The sequence below is a fragment of the Clostridium sp. SM-530-WT-3G genome, assembly GCF_012843905.1.
In the GTDB taxonomy this organism is placed as follows: Bacteria; Bacillota; Clostridia; order Clostridiales; family Clostridiaceae; genus Clostridium.
The window spans coordinates 43,897-63,528 of record NZ_JABAGC010000014.1 but is presented as its reverse complement, the minus strand read 5'-3'; the positions used below and the strand labels follow the sequence as shown (position 1 = coordinate 63,528).

The window sequence follows — 19,632 nt, the reverse complement described above, 5'->3', positions numbered from 1 at the left end:
AAGCAGATACATTGAAAAAGGAATGAAACATAAGATTTTATAATTTTTTATAGATTTTTATAAGTTTTCAGTAACGGAAAGTAATCTATGGATAGAAAGAAACTTCTATCTTTAATTAGAAAAGAAGAGGGCCCTAAACTTGATTTTAAACTTAAGCTAGATCTTACAAATGAAATTGGAAAGAAAGAGCTGACAAAAGATATTTGTGCCATAGCAAATTCAAATGGAGGCAGAGGATATATTATCGTTGGTGTTCAAGATAAAACTAAAAAAGTATTTGGAATAAATGATAATAATCTTTTTACAGAAGAGCAAATTCAGCAGATAATAACTTCAAGGTGTGAACCTCCAATTCCATTACAGATTGATTTTTTATTCATAGATAATAAAAAGATTGGTGTAATATCAATTTATGATGGTGGTCAAAGACCTTATCAGGTAAGAGAAAATGGAGCATTTTATATTAGGAGGGGCTCTACTACTGATACTATGAGAAAACAGGAACTTATAGCTTTACTTGAGGAAAATTTAAATTTGACAATAGAAACATGTCCGGTGATGAGAAGTGATATAAGTATGCTGAATATGGATTTAGTAAAGAAGTACTTTAAAAATAAAGGAATTACATTAACTGATGAAAATAAAGAATTTTTACTTTTGAGTGCAGGAATTATATATAAAGATAGAGAGTTAGCAAAATTAAAATGTACTTATGGTGGTTTGCTTGTATTTTCTGATATAAACCATATATGTATTCCTAATAATATGATTAAAATAGTTAATAAAATAGATAATATATACGGAAAAGTTTATGTTATACAAGGAAATCTTATTGAAATAGTGGATAAAACAGAAAAAACTTTAACAGAAATAATGCCAGAGGATTATCCAGTAAATGCAATAGTAGAAGCTGTTAAAAATGCAGTATTGTATAGAGAATATTATGATTTGAATAGAATTGTTGAAATAATAATAGATGATAACAATATTGTTATTTCAAGTCCAGGAGAATTTATAGATGAGAATATAAAGGGTGAAAGGACAAATTATAATAAGAGAAATATATGGCTTTATGAAAAGCTCATCACTTTGGATGAGAAAGGAAGATTTTTGAATAATGGAAAAGGATTTACTAGAATAAGAGAAGCATTTAAGGGAAGAGGTAAGGTTAAATTTATAAATTCTAGAATTGAACATAGCTTTAAAGTGGTATTACCAGGATGTAATAAAATAATAGATTGTAATAAAGATTGATATTATATTAAAGTATTCATAAATACTATGAATATTGCCAAAAGTATGACTTGAAGCTATACTATTTATATATAGAGAGAGATGGTAATTGACAATTGACAATTAATATTTAATTGTCCACTGTCAATTGTTTTCTTAAGAGCATAATTTAAGGAGGTATTATTAATGGCAAACGTACTAGATGAGCTATTAGAAAGAGGATACATAAAACAATTTACTCATGAAGAAGAAACTAGAAAATTATTAGAAAATGAGAAGGTTACTTTTTATATAGGATTTGATCCAACAGCAGACAGCTTACACGTAGGGCATTTTATTGCAATGATGTTTATGGCTCATATGCAAAGAGCAGGACATAGACCAATAGCTTTAATTGGTGGTGGAACTGCAATGGTAGGAGATCCAAGTGGTAAGACAGATATGAGAAAGATGCTTACTAAGGAAGATATTGAACATAATGTTGAATGTATTAAGAAGCAAATGGAAAGATTTATAGATTTTTCTGATGATAAAGCAATTTTAGTAAATAATGCAGACTGGTTATTAAAGGCTAATTATGTTGATTTCTTAAGAGAAGTAGGAGTTCACTTCTCAGTTAATAGAATGCTTACAGCTGAATGCTTTAAACAAAGATTAGAAAGAGGATTATCATTCTTAGAATTTAATTATATGTTAATGCAAGGATATGATTTCTATGTATTAAATCAAAAGTATAATTGTAAAATGGAATTAGGTGGAGATGACCAATGGTCTAATATGATTGCTGGTGTTGAACTTGTAAGAAGAAAAGCTCAAGGTCAAGCAATGGCTATGACATGTACATTATTAACAAACAGCCAAGGGCAAAAAATGGGTAAAACTGTTGGTGGTGCTTTATGGCTTGATCCAAATAAAACTTCTCCATTTGATTTCTATCAATACTGGAGAAACGTTGATGATGCTGATGTTGAAAAATGTTTAGCTTTATTAACATTCTTACCAATGGATGAAGTAAGAAGATTAGGTGCATTAGAAGGTTCGGAAATAAATAAGGCTAAGGAAATATTAGCATATGAAATAACTAAACTTGTACATGGTGAAGAAGAAGCTAAAAAAGCTCAAGATGCTGCAAGAGCTTTATTTGCAGGTGGAGCAGATATGTCTAATGTTCCAACAGTAACTATTTCTAAAGAAGAAGTAGGAACATCATTATTAGATATAATGGCATCTAATAAAATAGTACCATCTAAAAAAGAAGGTAGAAGACTAATAGAACAAGGTGGATTATCTTTAAATGGAGTTAAAGTTACAGATGTAGTTAGAACTTTAAATGAAGATGACTTTGAAGACGGAATTGCCTTAATTAAAAGAGGTAAGAAAAACTATAATAAGATTGAAGTTAAATAGTTAAATAAATTGATATATTAAAGGGTTCTGTAATGCTAATATTGCAGAGCTCTTTATAAATTTATACGCCTATTACTCGATAAATAATTGTATGAATAAAAGTTAGAGGTGAGACGCGATAATGCCAGGGATTTGGAATATAAATAATGGATATAATATCAATTCAAAAAAAATTTCTAGCAAATTAACTTTTGACATAGGCGAAAAATTTACTGGAAGAGTTGTATCAAAAGGTGAAGGTAAGGATGTTACAATAAAACTTTCAGATGGTTGGCAGTTTATTGCGGAAGTTGAGGGAAATATAAATTTTGAAGAGCTAAAATTAGTTAAATTTCAAGTAGATGGATTTGAGAATGGAAAGCTTAAATTAAAAGTTATAAATCAAGGAACTAAACAAGATTCAGAAGTAGATGAAAATTTTAAAGAGATAATAGATAAAGAAGGGCTTTCAAAGGAAGACGTACCCATTTTGAAGAAAATGGTTAGTTATAGTATTCCATTAACTAGAGAGAATATAAACAAAATAAAAGGGATACTTCAGTTTAATGAGAAAGTTAATTTTGATCCGGATGAGATAAATAAATTTATAGAAAAATATACAACAGGTAAAAATATTGATATTAATAGTGCAGAGGGTAAAAAAATCCAAGATACTTTGACAAAATTCTTTGAGCAATTTAAGAACATGAGTGAAGATGATATATTCGTATTTATTGAGAATAATATCGATTTTTCAGCAGAAAATATTGAAAGTTTTAATAAACTTTTTAAAGGTAATTCTTCAATAGAAAAAGTACTTATGGATATTCAAGAAAAGCTTAATAATATTGATTTTGATAAAGATATTATGGAAGCTATAAATTCTAAAATAAGTATATTAGATAATCAGGAATCCCCAAATATTAATAAAAGTTCTGGTGATACTACAAGTCAGTCACTAGCATCTAAGATATATTCGGATAATAATCCCATGAATACAAAGGTAGACGTTTTAGATCTTCTTAAAACATTAGCCTCCAATAGTGGTGACGAAAGTAAATCAGTATTTGGTGCTAATCAAAATACTATAATTGAAAATAGTAATAAATCTTTAACTGATAGATTACAAGATAAAAATTTTCTTAATGATGTAAAATCAATAATTGGAAACATAAATACATCAGAAGAAATACCTAAAACTCAAGCTTCATCACTTATAGAATCTACTAACAAGGCAAAAATAGAAGCTTTATTGAGCAGGGTTGAAAGTAGAGAAGTAAAGCTTTCTGATGATGAATATAAGATGATAAAAGAAGCTGTAAGTAAATATAAAAGTGAATCATCATATGAAGCTTTTCCTCAAAAGACTAAGTCAATGCCATTAAATACATTTAATATAAAAAATATGAATACACAGTTTAGTGGGGCTGATAAGTTTGCAGGATTTAATATTAATAGAGAAGAGGCTATTAAGGAAAATATACAAGAGAAGATTAATAATGTAAAGGATATAGTAAAGGGTTTATTAAATCAGACAGAATTACAAGATAGTGCAGTTTTAGATAAAGTAATGAGTACTCTTAAACAAAATATGAATGATTTTAGAGTATTTAACTCAATAAGCAATGAGTATTATTATTTAAATTTTGGAGTAAATACGCAGAATACAGAATATCCATGTAAATTAATAATTAAAGATAACAGAAAAGATGGAAAGAAGATAGATACTACAAATACTAAGATGGTTGTAAGCGTAAAAACAATTAATTTAGGTGATATAGATGGATATATTACTTTGAGGAATAATAAACTTGATGTAAATCTGAAATGTGATTGGGGATTTTCAGATATAATAAATAATCACAAAGCACAACTCTTAAATGGTCTAAATAGTTTAGGAATGTTAGTAAATGTAAGTGTATCAACTAAAGAAAGACCTGTTGATATATCAAGTTGTAGAGAATTTTTTAGTGAGGTTAAAATTTCTGCTATAGATACGAAGGTGTAAGAAATAGTAGAAAATTTGAAATTGTATAAATAAAGATTATAAGGTAAAATGAAACTTGTATTGTGATTTAGACTTATTGATTTAAAGGGGGTATACTAATATGAATCAAAGAAAAAAAGCAGCAGCATTAAGATATGAATTTAATAGTGATGCTCCTATTGTTACTGCAGCTGGAATGGGCCATATTGCTGATAAAATACTAGAAAAAGCTGAAGAAAATGAAGTTCCTATAGTATATAATAAAGAACTAACTAATTTATTATGCAATGTAGATGTAGGCCAAGAAATACCCTCAGAATTATACGAAGCAGTTGCTCACGTAATAGCGTTTGTCACAGATTTAGATAAACACCGCTAAAGCCATCAGTGCTACTGATACTAACAACAGCTCACTGATAAAAAGAGCAGCTATGCTGCAATTGAGAACAATTCACAGATAAAAAGGAGAAAAAATGTAATGGCACTTTATACTATTTCAGATTTGCATCTTGGTTTTAATGTAGAAAAACCCATGGATATATTTGGAGATAAGTGGAGAGATCACACTGAGAAAATAAAAAAGAACTGGATTGAAAAAGTCAATGATGATGATACAGTACTTATTGCAGGTGATATATCATGGTCATTAAGAGCTGATGACAGCAAATATGATTTAGATTGGATAGATGAACTACCAGGAAGGAAGATTATAAGTAAAGGAAATCATGATTACTGGTGGGGAAGTATATCAAAACTAAATAAATTATATGAAAATACAAAGTTCTTACAAAATAATTTTTATGAATATGATGATTTTGCTATCTGTGGAACAAGAGGATGGATGTGTCCTGGCGGAGATAAATATAAATATACAGAAAAAGATGAGAAAATCTATAAAAGAGAACAGATAAGACTTAGATTATCACTAGAAGCTGCCAAGAAAGCAGGATATGAAAATATAATAGTAATGATTCACTATCCACCAACTAATGAAAAATTTGAAGAATCAGATTTTATAAAAATATTTAAAGAATTTGATGTTAAAAAAGTAATATATGGACACTTACATGGGCCTGTTTTAATGGGAAATTTATTAAATGGATATGTTGATGGAATTGAATATATTTTATCTTCTGCAGATTATATTAATTTTAACCCCAAGAGAGTATTATAGATAAATAAAAGAAATCATGATGGTATAACTATTATCATGATTTTTTTATTTGCAAAGAATTTACTAAGAAATTTATTTGGAGATTTAAAATTTAATTTTGTATATATTCACAATTAAAAATAAATTTGAAAAAGTTTACAAAATAATATTGACTTATTCCATAAAAAGGAATAATATTAGCTTATGAAATAACTTTTAAAAAGTTTATTTAAAAGACATTTTAATAAGAGGAGTGGAATTATGAGATACTTATTAGGTTTAGATATAGGCACTTCGGGTACAAAGACAGCATTATTTGATGAAGATGGTAAAACTATTGCGACTGCAACATTTGGATATGATTTATTTCAACCTAAGGTAGGATATGCTGAACAAAATCCAGATGACTGGTGGGAGGCATGTGTTAAAGGAATAAGAGCAGTAATAGATAAAAGTAATGTACAAGCTATTGATATTAAAGGAATCGGCTTAAGTGGTCAAATGCATGGATTGGTGTTATTAGATAAAGATAATAAAGTAATTAGAAAATCTATAATATGGTGTGACCAAAGAACTGAAAAAGAGTGTGAGTATATTACAGAAAAGATAGGTAAGGAAAGATTAATTAAAATAACAGGTAATCCAGCAATGACAGGATTTACTCTTTCTAAATTACTATGGGTTAGAAATAATGAACCTGAAAATTATAAAAAGATCAATAAAATTCTATTGCCTAAAGATTATATAAGATTTAAATTAACAAATGTATTTGCTACAGAAGTTTCTGATGCAAGTGGAATGCAGATGATTGATATAAATACGAGAAGTTGGAGTGATGAACTTCTTAATGATTTAGAGATAGATAAGAATATACTAGCTGATGTATATGAATCAGTTGTTGTAAGTGGAAAAGTAAGCAGTGAAGCAGCTCAATTAACTAATTTATCAGAGGGAACACCAGTAGTTGGAGGAGCAGGAGATCAGGCCGCAGGGGCTATTGGAAGTGGAATAGTAAAAGAAGGCGTTATATCTACAGTAATAGGAACTTCAGGAGTTGTATTTGCCTCAACTGATACGCCTAAGTTTGATAAAGATGGACGAGTTCATACACTATGTCATGCAATTCCAGGAAAGTGGCATGTAATGGGAGTAACTCAAGGTGCTGGACTTTCATTGAACTGGTTTAAGAAAACATTCTGTGCAAAAGAAATTGAAGATAGTAAAAAGCAGAATGTTGATGTATATGACTTACTGACACAAGAAGCTGCACAATCAAAACCAGGATCAAATGGAGTTACTTATTTACCATATTTAATGGGTGAAAGAACACCACATCTTGATCCAAATGTAAAGGGTGGATTTTTTGGAGTTTCATTGATAAATAATCATAATGATTTTGTAAGAAGTGTGCTTGAAGGAGTAAGTTTCAGCTTAAAAAATTGCTTAGATATTATAGAAGATATGAATGTAAAAGTTGAAGACGTCAGAGTAAGTGGTGGTGGAGCAGAGAGTGATGTATGGAGGCAGATTTTAGCTGACATATTCCAATATCCATTAAATACAGTAAAGGCTTCAGAAGGCGGAGCTTTAGGAGTTGCAATACTTGCTGGAGTTGGAGCAGGAATATATCCATCAGTGGAAGAAGCATGTGAAAGGATTATAGAAAAAGCAGATAATAAAGTAACACCTAATACTGAGTTAAAGGAAACATATGAAAAGGTATATGCTGTCTATAACTCACTTTACGAAAGAATAAAGGATATTTAACTAGGAACATAATAATGATATTATATTACTAAATATAATATTACTGTTAAGGCCTAGAGAGGAGTAATTTTTAAATTGATAGAAGTTAATCACAGCAAAATAAAAGAGACTAATAGGAATAAGATAATCAAATTATTATTAGAAAAGAATGAAATAACTAAATTAGACATATCAAGAAGCTTAGATATAAGCATAACTACAGTATCTACTAATATTGCAGAATTGAAAAAATTAGGAATAGTAGAAGATGTAAGGTCTTTAGAATCTACAGGTGGAAGAAAAGCAATGGCAATAAAATTGAATGAAAATTGTAAATATTCAATAGGGGTTGCATTAACACCTAAACACATAAAAATATCTCTTATAAATCTAAAAAGCCAGGAAATTGGTAGATTAAAAGTTAAGCATGAGAATAAAAATATAAGTGAAATAATTGAAATAGTTAAAGATAGTATTGTAGAAATTCTTAATAGTAATAATATTGATTATAAAACTCAGCTTTTAGGAGTAGGAATTTCGATTCCAGGAACTGTAGATTCAGAAGCTGGAATAATTAAAAATTGTTATCTGTTAAATATTAAAGAAGAACTTAATTTAAAAAATGAATTTGAACATTTAGGTGTTCCTATTTATGTTGATAATGAAGCAAATTTATCCGCATATTATGAATATTTAAATAAAAAGGATATGATAAGCAATTTATTATATGTTTCTATAACAGATGGTTTCGGGGCAGGAATAATCATTAATGGTGAAATATATAGAGGTAGCAATAATTCAGCTGGTGAAATAGGCCATACTAAAATAAATATAGGTGGGAAGAAGTGTAAATGTGGTGGGGATGGATGCCTTGAAGCATATGCATCTACAGATGCATTAATAAAACAGTATAATTCGAAATATTCTAAAGATATTAATGATATAGAAGAATTCGAAGAATTATGTGAAAAGAAAGATGGTCAAGCATTAGAAGTATTAAATGAATACTTATTCATATTAGGAACAGGAATTTCGAATCTTATGCTTATACTTGATCCTAATACTATTGTTATTGGAGGAGATATTAAAAGTCTATTAGATGAAAATATAGAATCATTAAGAGAAAATATATATAACAATAATTTATTTGCAGACAGGAAAAAATGTAAGATTGAAATAACTAAATTTAAAGAATCTTATCTACTTGGAGCAGCTAGAATGGTCATAGAAGAGTTTCTTACAATAAAGTAAACAATAATCTGTAATATCTAAATTAATTTAGATATTACAGTGGAATATAACAACTTAATAAAATAGTTTTTAAAAGTATATTAATATATATAAAATGAAAAGGGGAATATAAAATGAGATTTTTTTTAGATACAGCAAATGTTGAATATATCAGGGAAGCAAACGAAATGGGAGTTATTTCAGGGGTAACAACTAACCCATCTCTAGTAGCTAAAGAAGGCAGAGATTTTAATGAAGTAATTAAGGAAATTACAGAAATAGTAGATGGACCAATAAGTGGAGAAGTAGTAAGTGAAAAAGCTGAAGGAATGATAGAAGAAGGAAGAAAAATTTCTAAAATTCATCCTAATATGATAGTAAAAATTCCTATGACAGTAGAAGGGTTAAAAGCAGTAAAAGTTCTTTCAAAAGAAGGCATAAAAACAAATGTAACTTTAATATTCTCAGCAAATCAAGCATTACTTGCAGCCAATGCAGGGGCAACATATGTAAGCCCATTCTTAGGAAGAGTTGATGATATATCAATGATAGGAATGGATTTAGTAAGGGATATAGCAGAAATCTTTAGTGTACATGGTATAGAAACAGAAATTATAGCTGCAAGCGTAAGAAATCCAATACACGTAATTGAAGCAGCCAAAGCAGGAGCAGATATAGCAACAGTACCATATAACTTAGTAATGCAGATGGTTAAACATCCATTAACAGATGCTGGACTTGAAAAATTTAAAGCAGACTGGGAAGCTGCATTTGGCAATAAGTAATATTTTGAAGAGGTGATATTATGCAAGTAAAAAACGTTTGCAATCCGGATTTTAAGAAGTATGGAAGAGTATTAAAAAATTATGATTGTAAAGAAATAATTGAAAAGATGGGAGATACACCACTTCCAAGTGATGTTGTTTATGAACCATCAGTAAAAATGCTTGAAGCTTTAGATATTTTTAATGAATTACAAAATAGAGAATTTGGAGGTCTTCCTATTGAAATAGGATACTGTAATGGAAATAATAATTTACTTAATGCAGTTGAATATCATAGAACTTCAGAAATAAATATAGCAGCTACAGATTTGATTTTATTATTAGGATCTCTTCAGGATGTAGAAGATGATTTTTCATATGATACATCAAAAATTGAAGCATTCTTAGTTCCAAAGGGAACAGCAATTGAAGTATATGCTACAACACTTCATTATGCACCATGTAATGCAGATGACAATGGGTTTAGATGTGTAGTAGTTTTACCAAAGAATACAAATCTACCATTAGAAAAGGATATCAACAAATCAGATGAAGACGTATTATTATTTGCAAAAAATAAATGGCTTATTGGTCATAAAGATACAGACTTAGGTGAACAAGGAGCATTTATTGGATTAAAGGGAGAAAATATTTATCTTAAGAATTATTAATTTATATAAAAAATGATTTATAGAGAATAAAAAATTGAGTTTTGATTAGTTTGGAGGAATTAATATGAAAAATATACCAGAAATTAAATTAGGAATAGTTGCAGTAAGTAGAGATTGCTTCCCTATGGAATTATCAGAAAGACGTAGAGCAGCAGTTGTAGAAGCTTATGAAGGAGATATCTTTGAATGTAAGACTACTATAGAAAATGAAAAAGATATGAGACAAGCCTTGAAAGAAGTTAATGAAGCAGGTGTAAATGCATTAGTTATTTATCTTGGAAACTTTGGACCAGAAACTGCTGAAACATTACTTGCAAAAGAATTTGATGGACCAGTTATGTTTGTAGCAGCAGCAGAAGAAACACAAAATAATCTTCAAGATGGAAGAGGAGATGCTTACTGTGGAATGCTTAATGCAAGTTATAATTTAGCATTAAGAAATATTAAAGCATATATTCCTGAATATCCAGTAGGAACTGCAAGCGATATAGCAGGAATGATTAAAGAATTCATTCCAGTAGCAAAAGCTGTAATTGGGCTTAACAAATTAAAGATTATTTCATTTGGTCCAAGACCACAAGATTTTTTAGCATGTAATGCACCAATCAAGCAATTATATAATTTAGGTGTTGAAATTGAAGAAAATTCAGAATTAGATTTATTTGCATCATTTAATGAACATAAAGAAGACCCAAGAATTCCTGAAGTTGTTGCCGATATGGAACAAGAATTAGGTGAAGGAAATAAGATGGCAGGTATTTTACCTAGACTTGCTCAATATGAACTTACTTTATTAGATTGGATGGAAGCTCATAAAGGTTCTAGAGAATATGTTATTTTTGCAAATAAGTGCTGGCCTGCATTCCAAACACAATTTGGACTAGTTCCATGCTATGTAAACAGTAGATTAACTGCAAGAGGAATTCCAGTATCATGTGAAGTTGATATTTATGGAGCATTAAGTGAATATATAGGAACTTGTATAAGTGAAGATGTTGTTACATTACTTGATATCAACAACTCAGTTCCAGCTGATATGTATGATGCTGAAATTAAAGGTAAACATGGTGACTATACATTAAAAGACACATTTATGGGGTTCCACTGTGGTAATACAGCTACTTGTAAATTACAAAATCCAACTATGAAATATCAAAAAATTATGCATAGATCTCTTGAACCAAATAAGGAACCAGATATAACAAGAGGAACAATTGAAGGAGATATAATACCAGGAGATATCACATTCTTCAGATTACAAAGTACTGCAGATGCTAAACTTAGAGCATATGTAGCAGAAGGTGAAGTATTGCCAGTTGCAACACGTTCATTTGGATCAATTGGAGTATTTGCTATTCCTGAAATGGGAAGATTCTATAGACACGTATTAGTTGAAAAGAATTATCCACATCACGGTGCTGTTGCATTTGGACATTTTGGAAAGAGTTTATTCAACTTATTTAGATATTTAGGTGTAGAAGATATTGGGTTCAATCAACCAAAAGGAATGTTATATAAGACTGAAAATCCATTTGAAAAATAATTTTATTATAAGGACTCCCATATCATAATGGGAGTTTTTGTATGATAAAATATTCTTGCAATGTAAATTGGAAAGGAAGGAAATATATGAGCTATAGGTTTACGTTTCCAGAAGGAAAGGATAAAGCACTTACATTTAGTTATGATGATGGGAATATAGCGGATAAAAGATTAGTTAGTATTTTCAATAATTATGGATTAAAGGCTACTTTTCATTTAAATTCAGGAATGCTTGATGGAAAAGGATTTATTAAAAAGAAAGAAATAAAGGACTTATATAAGGGACATGAAATAGCTGGACATGGAGTGCATCATGAATTTATGAATGATCTTCATAATGAGGCTGTAGTACGCGAAATAATTGAAGATAGGAGAGTGTTAGAAAATTATAATGATAGTATAGTTGTAGGATATTCTTATCCATATGGACAATACAATAAATCATTAATTGATAAGCTAAAAGTTTTAGGAATTCAATATTCAAGAACTGTAAATTCAACAAGAAATTTCTTTATTCCAGGAGATTTTATGCAATGGAATCCAACATGTCATCATAATGATGTAACTGATGAAATGATTGAGGATTTCTTTAATCCACCATCATATAGGGAGTTATCTTTATTTTATATATGGGGGCATAGTTTTGAATTTGATAGGGAGAATACATGGGATAGATTTGAGCAGATATGTGATAAGCTTCATGGAAAAAATGATGTTTGGTATACTACAAACTTTGAATTTAAAGAATATTTTTCTGCAATTAGAAGTGTAGTAACTAATGTTGATGATAATAAAGTTTATAACCCAACAGGCCAGGTTATTTGGTTGATTAATAATAATAAACTTATGAGATTATTACCAGGTCAGATTATGTTAGTAAAATAAAATATAATATTTAATTTTTAAAGAGGATTTATAAGGATCAAGTATTGTTCAATTAAAACAATTGATACTTTAAATTCTCTTTTTTGATGAGCGTAGCCCTAAATGAAACTATATAAATGTAAACTTATACATAATATATAATTTGTGGTATTTTTTATATAATTTATATGGTTGTTAGAAGATATAAAAATGATAAAATTATTATTGTAAACAAAAATTAACAAAAAAACAAAATATAACTTTTGTAAACGAAAACATTTGTAGGGGGAGTTTTTATGAATAAAAGAAAGTTACTATCATTATTTCTTTCTGGAATGTTAGCAACAACTTGCTTAGTTGGATGTGGAAGTACTGCAGGAAGTGGTGGAAGTTCAGCATCAAGTGGATCAAAAGATTCTGATGGGTACAAGCATTTTACAGCATTTTTTGCAACTGCTGGTAAGGAAATACCTGATAATAACAGGGTAAAGAATTTAATTGCTGAAAAAACAGGAGTTAAAGTTGATGAAACATGGCTTACAGGACAAACTCCAAAAGAAAGAATAGGTGTAATGGTAGCTGGTGGTGAATATCCAGATTTCATTGATGGTGGAGATGGTACTCAATCACTTGTTGATGCAGGAGCTCTTATACCATTAGATGAGTATATAGAAAGTGGAAAATATCCTAATATAACAAATTATCTTACTAAAGGAGAATGGAATCGTTGTAGACAAGCAGATGGAAAGATTTATTACATTCCTCAATTTAGTAAAGTTCAAGGAAAAGTAACTGATACAACTCAAGGTGGAGAAGCATTCTGGATACAAAAAGCTGTACTTGAATGGGCTAACTATCCTAAGATTACAACATTAGACGAATACTTTGATTTAATTGAAAGATATAAAGAAGCACATCCAACAATCGATGGAAAACCAACAATTGGTTTCGAAATATTAAGTTACGATACTAAATATTTCTGTTTAGAAAATCCACCTCAATTCTTAGCTGGATATCCTAACGACGGTAAAGCTGTAATTGATAAAACTACTCATGAAGCAAAACTTTATGAAACATTACCAGAAGCAAAACAATATTATAAGAAACTTGGAGAAGAATACAAAAAAGGTATAATCGATCCAGAAACATTTACAGCAAACTACGACCAATATATTTCTAAGTTATCAACTGGAGCTGTGCTTGGTATGGTAGACCAAAAATGGCAATTTGATAATGCTACTAATGCATTATTACAAGAAGGCAAAGATGAAAGAACTTGGGTTCCACTACCAATTGTTTTAGATGCAAATGTTAAACCTCATTATAGAACTAAGCCAGATTTTAATGGTGGTGCTGGACTTGCTATAACTACAAGCTGTAAAGATGTAGAAGGTGCATTACAGTTCATAAATGATTTATTAAGTCCAGAAGTAGTTGCTTTAAGAGCATGGGGAGAAAAAGATGTAGACTATAAAGTAGATGAAAATGGTTTATTTTATAGAACAGAAGAACAAAGAAATAATGCTAAAGACCAAGAATGGGCTCGACAAAATCTATGTGCATATTCATATTTCCCTAATTTTAAAGGAATGCAGGCAGATGGTAAGAATGCTATATCACCAGCAGAACAACCAGGAGAATTCCGTGCAACATTAACTGATACAGATAAGAAAATTTTAGATGCTTATGGATATCAGACATTTGCAGATTTTATGAATGATCCTTCAGATGAAGAAAATGAACCATGGTATCCAATCTGGTCATATGTTAACAACTTAAATGCAGATTCACCTGCTAAAATAGCATATACAAAGATGGATGATATCAAGAAACAATGGCTTCCAAAAGTTATAATGACAGATCCATCAAATTTTGAAGAAACTTGGGACGAATATACAAAAACATTAACTACTCAAGCAGATACTGGAGCATACTTAGATGCTCTAACAAAAGAAGTTGAAAGAAGAATTAAAGAATTTTCAGATAAGTAATTAATAATATATTAATAAAAGAATTAAAAAACTGGCTTTACTATATATGAGAGCCAGTTTTTTGTATATTATGCCTTTATATATTAGCTGTATAGAAGACGAATACATCATGATGAAATGAGTATTGAAATGATAATATAATTTATGGTATTTTTTATATAATTTGTATGGTTGTTGACAAAAAATCATGATGATAAAATTATATTGTAAGGGGGACATTGGGAATTATGCATTGATTATATACATAATCACCCATTAAATGTAAACGAAAACAGTACGAGGGGGTTAAATTAAATATTAAAAATTTAATGTATTTATTGGGTTTTAAAATATAATATAAGAATTTAAAATTAGAAAGGGAGTTATTAGTATGGAGGGAAACTTACAAACAAAAGTAACAAATTTAAATGTAAATGTAAATCAAAAGAAAAGTTTTCTTGAAAGAGCCAAAAAACAAAAGAGTCTAATATTTATGTCTATCCCATTTGTAATTTATGTAATAGTATTTTGCTACACTCCATTAGTTGGATGGTTAATGGCATTTCAAAAATTTAATCCAGCTAAGAGCTTGTTTGATCAAACATGGGTTGGATTATATCAATTCAAATTTTTATTTTCTGATGACAACTTTTTAAAAATCTTAAGAAATACATTATGTATGAGTATAATTAATTTAACTTTAAGTTTTGTGTGTTCAATATTATTTGCGTTATTATTAAATGAAGTTAAAAATGTATTATTTAAAAAATTTACTCAAACAGTATCGTATTTACCACATTTTCTTTCTTGGATTATTGTAACTGGAATAGTTTCAGAAGTTCTTTCACCTTCAACAGGTATTATTAATGAATTATTACTTAAGTTTCATTTTATAAGCCAGCCAATTAATTTCTTTGCTCAACCTAAGTATTTCTGGGGAATTGTAGGTCTTACAAATGTATGGAAAGAAGTAGGATGGGGAAGTATTATATACCTAGCTTCTATAACAGCAATAAATCCAGATTTATATGAAGCAGCAGAAATTGATGGTGCAGGAAGAATTCAAAAAATACTTCATGTAACATTACCAGGAATCAAATCTACAATATGCATTTTATTAATTATGAATGTAGGTAATATATTAAATGCTGGATTTGAAATTCAATATTTATTAGGAAATGGATTAGTACAAGAGGTATCTCAAACAATTGATATTTTTGTATTGAAATATGGTATAGGATTAAATAACTATTCATTAGCAACAGCAGCAGGTATATTTAAGAGTATAGTAAGTGTAGCGCTTATATTTATAGCTAATAAGATAGCAAAAGCTGCAGGTGAAGAAAGATTATTCTAGGGGAGGGAATATTGTATGAGTAATAAGAAGTTTTTAAAGAGAACAAGGGAAGATATTATAGTAGATACATGTATAACAATATTTATGATACTATTCTTAATAGTTACTATGTATCCAATTTTAAATACAATTGCAGTTTCATTTAATGATGGTATGGACTCAGTAAAAGGTGGAATCCATTTATGGCCAAGATCCTTTACAATGAAGAATTATATGACTGTTTTCCAAAACCAAAATTTAAAACAAGCTGCTATAGTTTCTGTAGGTAGAACAGTAATAGCAACATTTTTACAATTATTTTTAACAGCAATGCTTTCTTATGTACTTAGTAGAAAAAACTATATTTTCAATAAACAATTATCCTTTATGTTTGTGTTAACAATGTATGTAAGTGGAGGTATGATTCCAGGATATATTTTAATTAAAGAATTACACTTATTAAATAATTTCTGGGTTTATATTTTACCAGGATTAGTAAGCGCATTTAATATGATTGTTATAAGAACTTATATAAATGGTCTTCCAGATAGTTTAATTGAATCTGCCAAGATTGATGGTGCAGGAGAATTTAGAATATTTGTTCAGATAGTATTACCATTATGTAAACCAGTACTTGCAACTGTAGCATTATTTATAGCAGTAGGACAATGGAATGCATGGTTTGATTCAATGCTTTATTGTTCAGCTAATAAGAATTTAACTACTCTTCAATACGAACTTATGAAATTGTTATCATCAACAACAACTCAAGGTACAAGTGCTGAAGTAATGAAGAATTCAGCTAATGCAGCTATGGTAACACCAACATCAATCCGTGCAGCAATTACAATAGTTACAGCTTTACCTATAGTTTGTCTTTACCCATTCTTACAAAGATACTTTGTTACAGGTCTTACAATTGGTGGAGTTAAAGAATGATATATTAATATAAAAAGTATGTTATAGAATAGGAGCTGGAGCTATGAATGCATTTGAAACATCAAAGTATTCTAATGTATTTAAAGAATATGGATATACAGAGTATGAAATAGAAAATAAATTAAAGCTGATATATGATACTTTGTTTTATGGAACAAAAGATGAGTGTATATATCACATATTAGATGATGAAACAGCATGTATAGTAGATACTGGAAATAACGATGCTAGAACTGAAGGTATGTCATATGGAATGATGATGTGTGTACAGAATAATATGAAAAAAGAATTTGATTCTCTTTGGAATTTTGCAAAAAAATATATGTATTTAGAAGAGGGAATTAATAAAGGTTATTTTGCGTGGTCAGTACAGTTAGATGGAACTAAAAATGCAGATGGACCTGCGCCAGATGGAGAAGAATATTTTGCTTTAGCTCTGTTCTTTGCATCTCATAGATGGGGAGATGGAGAAGGAATATATAATTATTCAAAAGAAGCTAGAGAGTTGCTATCTACCTGCATTCATAAGGGAGAGAAAGAGAATGGACAACCTATGTGGAATAAAGAAAATAAGCTTATAAAATTTGTTCCAGGTCTTGAAATGACAGATCCATCATATCATTTACCGCATTTTTATCAATTGTTTGCTTTGTGGTGTAATGAAGAAGATAAAGAATTTTGGAAAGAGGCAGCTGAAAATAGTAAAGAATACTTAAAAAAAGCCTGCCATAGCCAAACTGGGTTAGCACCAGAATATTCTTTCTATGATGGAAGTCCATTTAAATATGACAACAGAGAAAGATATTATAGTGATTCGTATAGAGTGGCTGCTAATTTAGGCTTATCTTATGAATGGTTTGGAAATGATAACTTTGAAACCGATATAGTAGATAAGATTCAGAAATTCTTCTGTAAAACAGTTAAAGATAAAGATGATTTAGTATATGAAATAGATGGAACTATAATTAATGAAAAGGCCATGCATCCAATTGCTATAATAGCAACAAATGCAATGGCATCACTTGCAGCAAGCAAGGGGAATAATAGAGAAGAGTGTGTAAGAAAGCTCTGGAATACTCCATTAAGAACAGGAAATAGGAGATATTATGATAATTGTCTTTACTTATTTGCTTTTCTTGCATTAAGTGGGAAATATAAGATTTGGAAATAGTATTATACGAGGTGAAAATATGGCTGAATTCAAAAATCCAATACTAAGAGGATTTTATCCAGATCCGTCCATATGTGCGGTAGGAGATGATTTCTATTTAGTAAATTCAACTTTTGCTTATTTTCCTGGTGTACCTATTTTTCATAGTAAAGATTTAGCTAATTGGGAACAGATAGGGAACGTTTTCTCTAGATGTTCTCAATTAAATTTAGATAAAATAGGACATTCAGCAGGAGTATATGCGCCTACATTAAGATATAATAATGGAACATATTATTTAATAACAACTAATATACCTCACTACGGTAACTTTATAGTTACAGCTAAAGATCCTAAAGGACCATGGTCAGATCCATATATCTTAGAAGGGGCTCAAGGTATCGATCCAAGTCTATTTTTCGATGATGATGGAAAAGCATATTATGTAGGGACACGTGATCGAAGTGAAGGACCTAAATATTATGGAGATAATGAAATATGGGTTCAAGAACTTGATTTAGAAAAAATGCAGTTAGTTGGAGAAAGCTATGCTATATGGAATGGAGCATTAAGAGATTCTGTATGGGCAGAGGGACCACATTTATATAAAAAGGATGGCTATTATTATTTAATGATAGCAGAAGGTGGAACTGCTTATGAACATAGCGTTATGATAGCAAGAAGTAAAACTCTCTTTGATAGATTCGAAGGATGTAAAGCAAATCCAATATTAACTCATAGACATTTAGGAAATAAATATCCAATACAATATATAGGCCATGCAGATTTAGTAGAAGCTAAAGATGGTGAATGGTATATGGTTATGCTTGGAGTTAGAAAGTGTCAGGATCATTGCAATACTGGAAGAGAAACTTTCTTAGCTAAGGTAACATGGCAGGATGGTTGGCCTGTTGTTAACGAAGGCATAGGAAAAATAGAACTTGAAGGAAATACTACATTAGAAGAATATAAGTTTGAAGAAAGAGGTACATCATTTCATTTTTACGGAAATAAACTAGATGATAGATTTTTAAGATTACGTAATCCAGATGAAAGTATGTATTCATTAGAGGCAAGAGAAGGCTTCTTAAGACTTAATCTATCAAAGGATACAATAAAAGATTTATGTAGCCCAAGTTATATTGGAATAAGGCAAGATAGCTATGAATATGTGCTAACAACAATGATGGAGTTTGAACCTAAATTTAATGGTGAAAGCGCTGGTTTAGCAATAATTCAAAATAACCAGTATAATCTGAGATATGAATATACTAAAAATCTAGATAAAAATATATTGAGATTAGTAACAACTAAGGATTCAAATGATGAAGTTATATCTAAAATTGATATAATTTCAAAACGATTATTTTTGAAAATCATAGGAAGAAATCAAAAGCTAGATTTCTATTATAGCTTAGACGGAGAAGAGTATAAGGAATTAGTTAAAGGTGTTGACAGCAGATTTTTAAGTACAGAAACTGCAGGTGGATTTGTAGGATGTACTTTAGGAATGTTTGCATCTAGCAATGGAAATGAAAGCAGTAATTATGCTGATTTTCTATATTTAAATTATTCAAGATTATAATCGTAACAATATAAGTACTATTAGTTAAAGGATATATGCAATAAAATTCATAATTACTGATATTCTATTTTAATTA

Annotated in this window: 16 protein-coding genes; all 16 read left to right on the top strand. The window is 29.5% G+C overall.

The features are described from left to right. Positions 1–87 precede the first annotated feature (87 nt). The 16 genes from HF850_RS07450 (at position 88) to HF850_RS07375 (ending at position 19,556) form a co-directional block, all read left to right on the top strand. Positions 88–1,254, top strand: coding sequence for an RNA-binding domain-containing protein (locus HF850_RS07450; RefSeq protein ID WP_169104836.1), 1,167 nt, complete (start codon positions 88–90; stop codon positions 1,252–1,254). 165 nt (positions 1,255–1,419) lie between these two features. Then, on the top strand, positions 1,420–2,640 hold the full coding sequence (tyrS, locus tag HF850_RS07445; RefSeq protein WP_169104835.1) for a tyrosine--tRNA ligase: 1,221 nt from the start codon (positions 1,420–1,422) through the stop codon (positions 2,638–2,640). Positions 2,641–2,761: 121 nt separating this feature from the next. Further along, on the top strand, positions 2,762–4,627 hold the full coding sequence (locus tag HF850_RS07440) for a flagellar hook-length control protein FliK (protein ID WP_169104834.1): 1,866 nt from the start codon (positions 2,762–2,764) through the stop codon (positions 4,625–4,627). A 100-nt stretch (positions 4,628–4,727) separates the two neighbouring features. Continuing rightward, entirely contained in the window at positions 4,728–4,985 is a 258-nt protein-coding gene (locus tag HF850_RS07435; protein WP_169104833.1) for an EscU/YscU/HrcU family type III secretion system export apparatus switch protein, read from the top strand. 99 nt (positions 4,986–5,084) lie between these two features. Next, positions 5,085–5,780 (top strand): metallophosphoesterase, encoded by a 696-nt coding sequence (locus tag HF850_RS07430; RefSeq protein WP_169104832.1) that lies wholly within the window; start codon positions 5,085–5,087, stop codon positions 5,778–5,780. 240 nt (positions 5,781–6,020) lie between these two features. Next, positions 6,021–7,526 carry a xylulokinase gene (gene xylB / locus HF850_RS07425; RefSeq protein WP_169104831.1) on the top strand — a complete coding sequence of 502 codons (1,506 nt, stop codon included), beginning with the start codon at positions 6,021–6,023 and terminating at the stop codon, positions 7,524–7,526. Between the two features lie 75 nt (positions 7,527–7,601). Beyond that, a complete protein-coding gene (locus tag HF850_RS07420) occupies positions 7,602–8,756 on the top strand; it encodes an ROK family transcriptional regulator (protein WP_169104830.1) in 1,155 nt (384 codons plus the stop codon). 113 nt (positions 8,757–8,869) lie between these two features. Further along, the gene (gene fsa, locus HF850_RS07415; RefSeq protein ID WP_169104829.1) at positions 8,870–9,520 is read left to right on the top strand and encodes a fructose-6-phosphate aldolase; all 651 of its coding nucleotides are present in this window, start codon (positions 8,870–8,872) and stop codon (positions 9,518–9,520) included. A 20-nt stretch (positions 9,521–9,540) separates the two neighbouring features. After that, positions 9,541–10,170 carry a DUF4867 family protein gene (locus HF850_RS07410; RefSeq protein WP_169104828.1) on the top strand — a complete coding sequence of 210 codons (630 nt, stop codon included), beginning with the start codon at positions 9,541–9,543 and terminating at the stop codon, positions 10,168–10,170. 64 nt (positions 10,171–10,234) lie between these two features. Further along, positions 10,235–11,713 carry an L-fucose/L-arabinose isomerase family protein gene (locus tag HF850_RS07405; protein WP_169104827.1) on the top strand — a complete coding sequence of 493 codons (1,479 nt, stop codon included), beginning with the start codon at positions 10,235–10,237 and terminating at the stop codon, positions 11,711–11,713. Between the two features lie 86 nt (positions 11,714–11,799). Continuing rightward, positions 11,800–12,597, top strand: coding sequence for a polysaccharide deacetylase family protein (locus HF850_RS07400; RefSeq protein WP_169104826.1), 798 nt, complete (start codon positions 11,800–11,802; stop codon positions 12,595–12,597). 275 nt (positions 12,598–12,872) lie between these two features. Beyond that, positions 12,873–14,567: an extracellular solute-binding protein gene (locus tag HF850_RS07395; protein ID WP_169104825.1), complete on the top strand. Its 1,695-nt coding sequence runs from the start codon at positions 12,873–12,875 to the stop codon at positions 14,565–14,567. Positions 14,568–15,039: 472 nt separating this feature from the next. Beyond that, positions 15,040–15,903 (top strand): ABC transporter permease subunit, encoded by an 864-nt coding sequence (locus HF850_RS07390; protein WP_243159435.1) that lies wholly within the window; start codon positions 15,040–15,042, stop codon positions 15,901–15,903. Between the two features lie 15 nt (positions 15,904–15,918). Beyond that, positions 15,919–16,821, top strand: a complete 903-nt coding sequence (locus HF850_RS07385) for a carbohydrate ABC transporter permease (protein WP_169104823.1) — start codon at positions 15,919–15,921, stop codon at positions 16,819–16,821. A 43-nt stretch (positions 16,822–16,864) separates the two neighbouring features. Beyond that, positions 16,865–17,992 (top strand): glycosyl hydrolase family 8, encoded by a 1,128-nt coding sequence (locus tag HF850_RS07380; protein WP_169104822.1) that lies wholly within the window; start codon positions 16,865–16,867, stop codon positions 17,990–17,992. Positions 17,993–18,011: 19 nt separating this feature from the next. After that, the gene (locus HF850_RS07375; protein ID WP_169104839.1) at positions 18,012–19,556 is read left to right on the top strand and encodes a glycoside hydrolase family 43 protein; all 1,545 of its coding nucleotides are present in this window, start codon (positions 18,012–18,014) and stop codon (positions 19,554–19,556) included. Positions 19,557–19,632 lie beyond the last annotated feature (76 nt).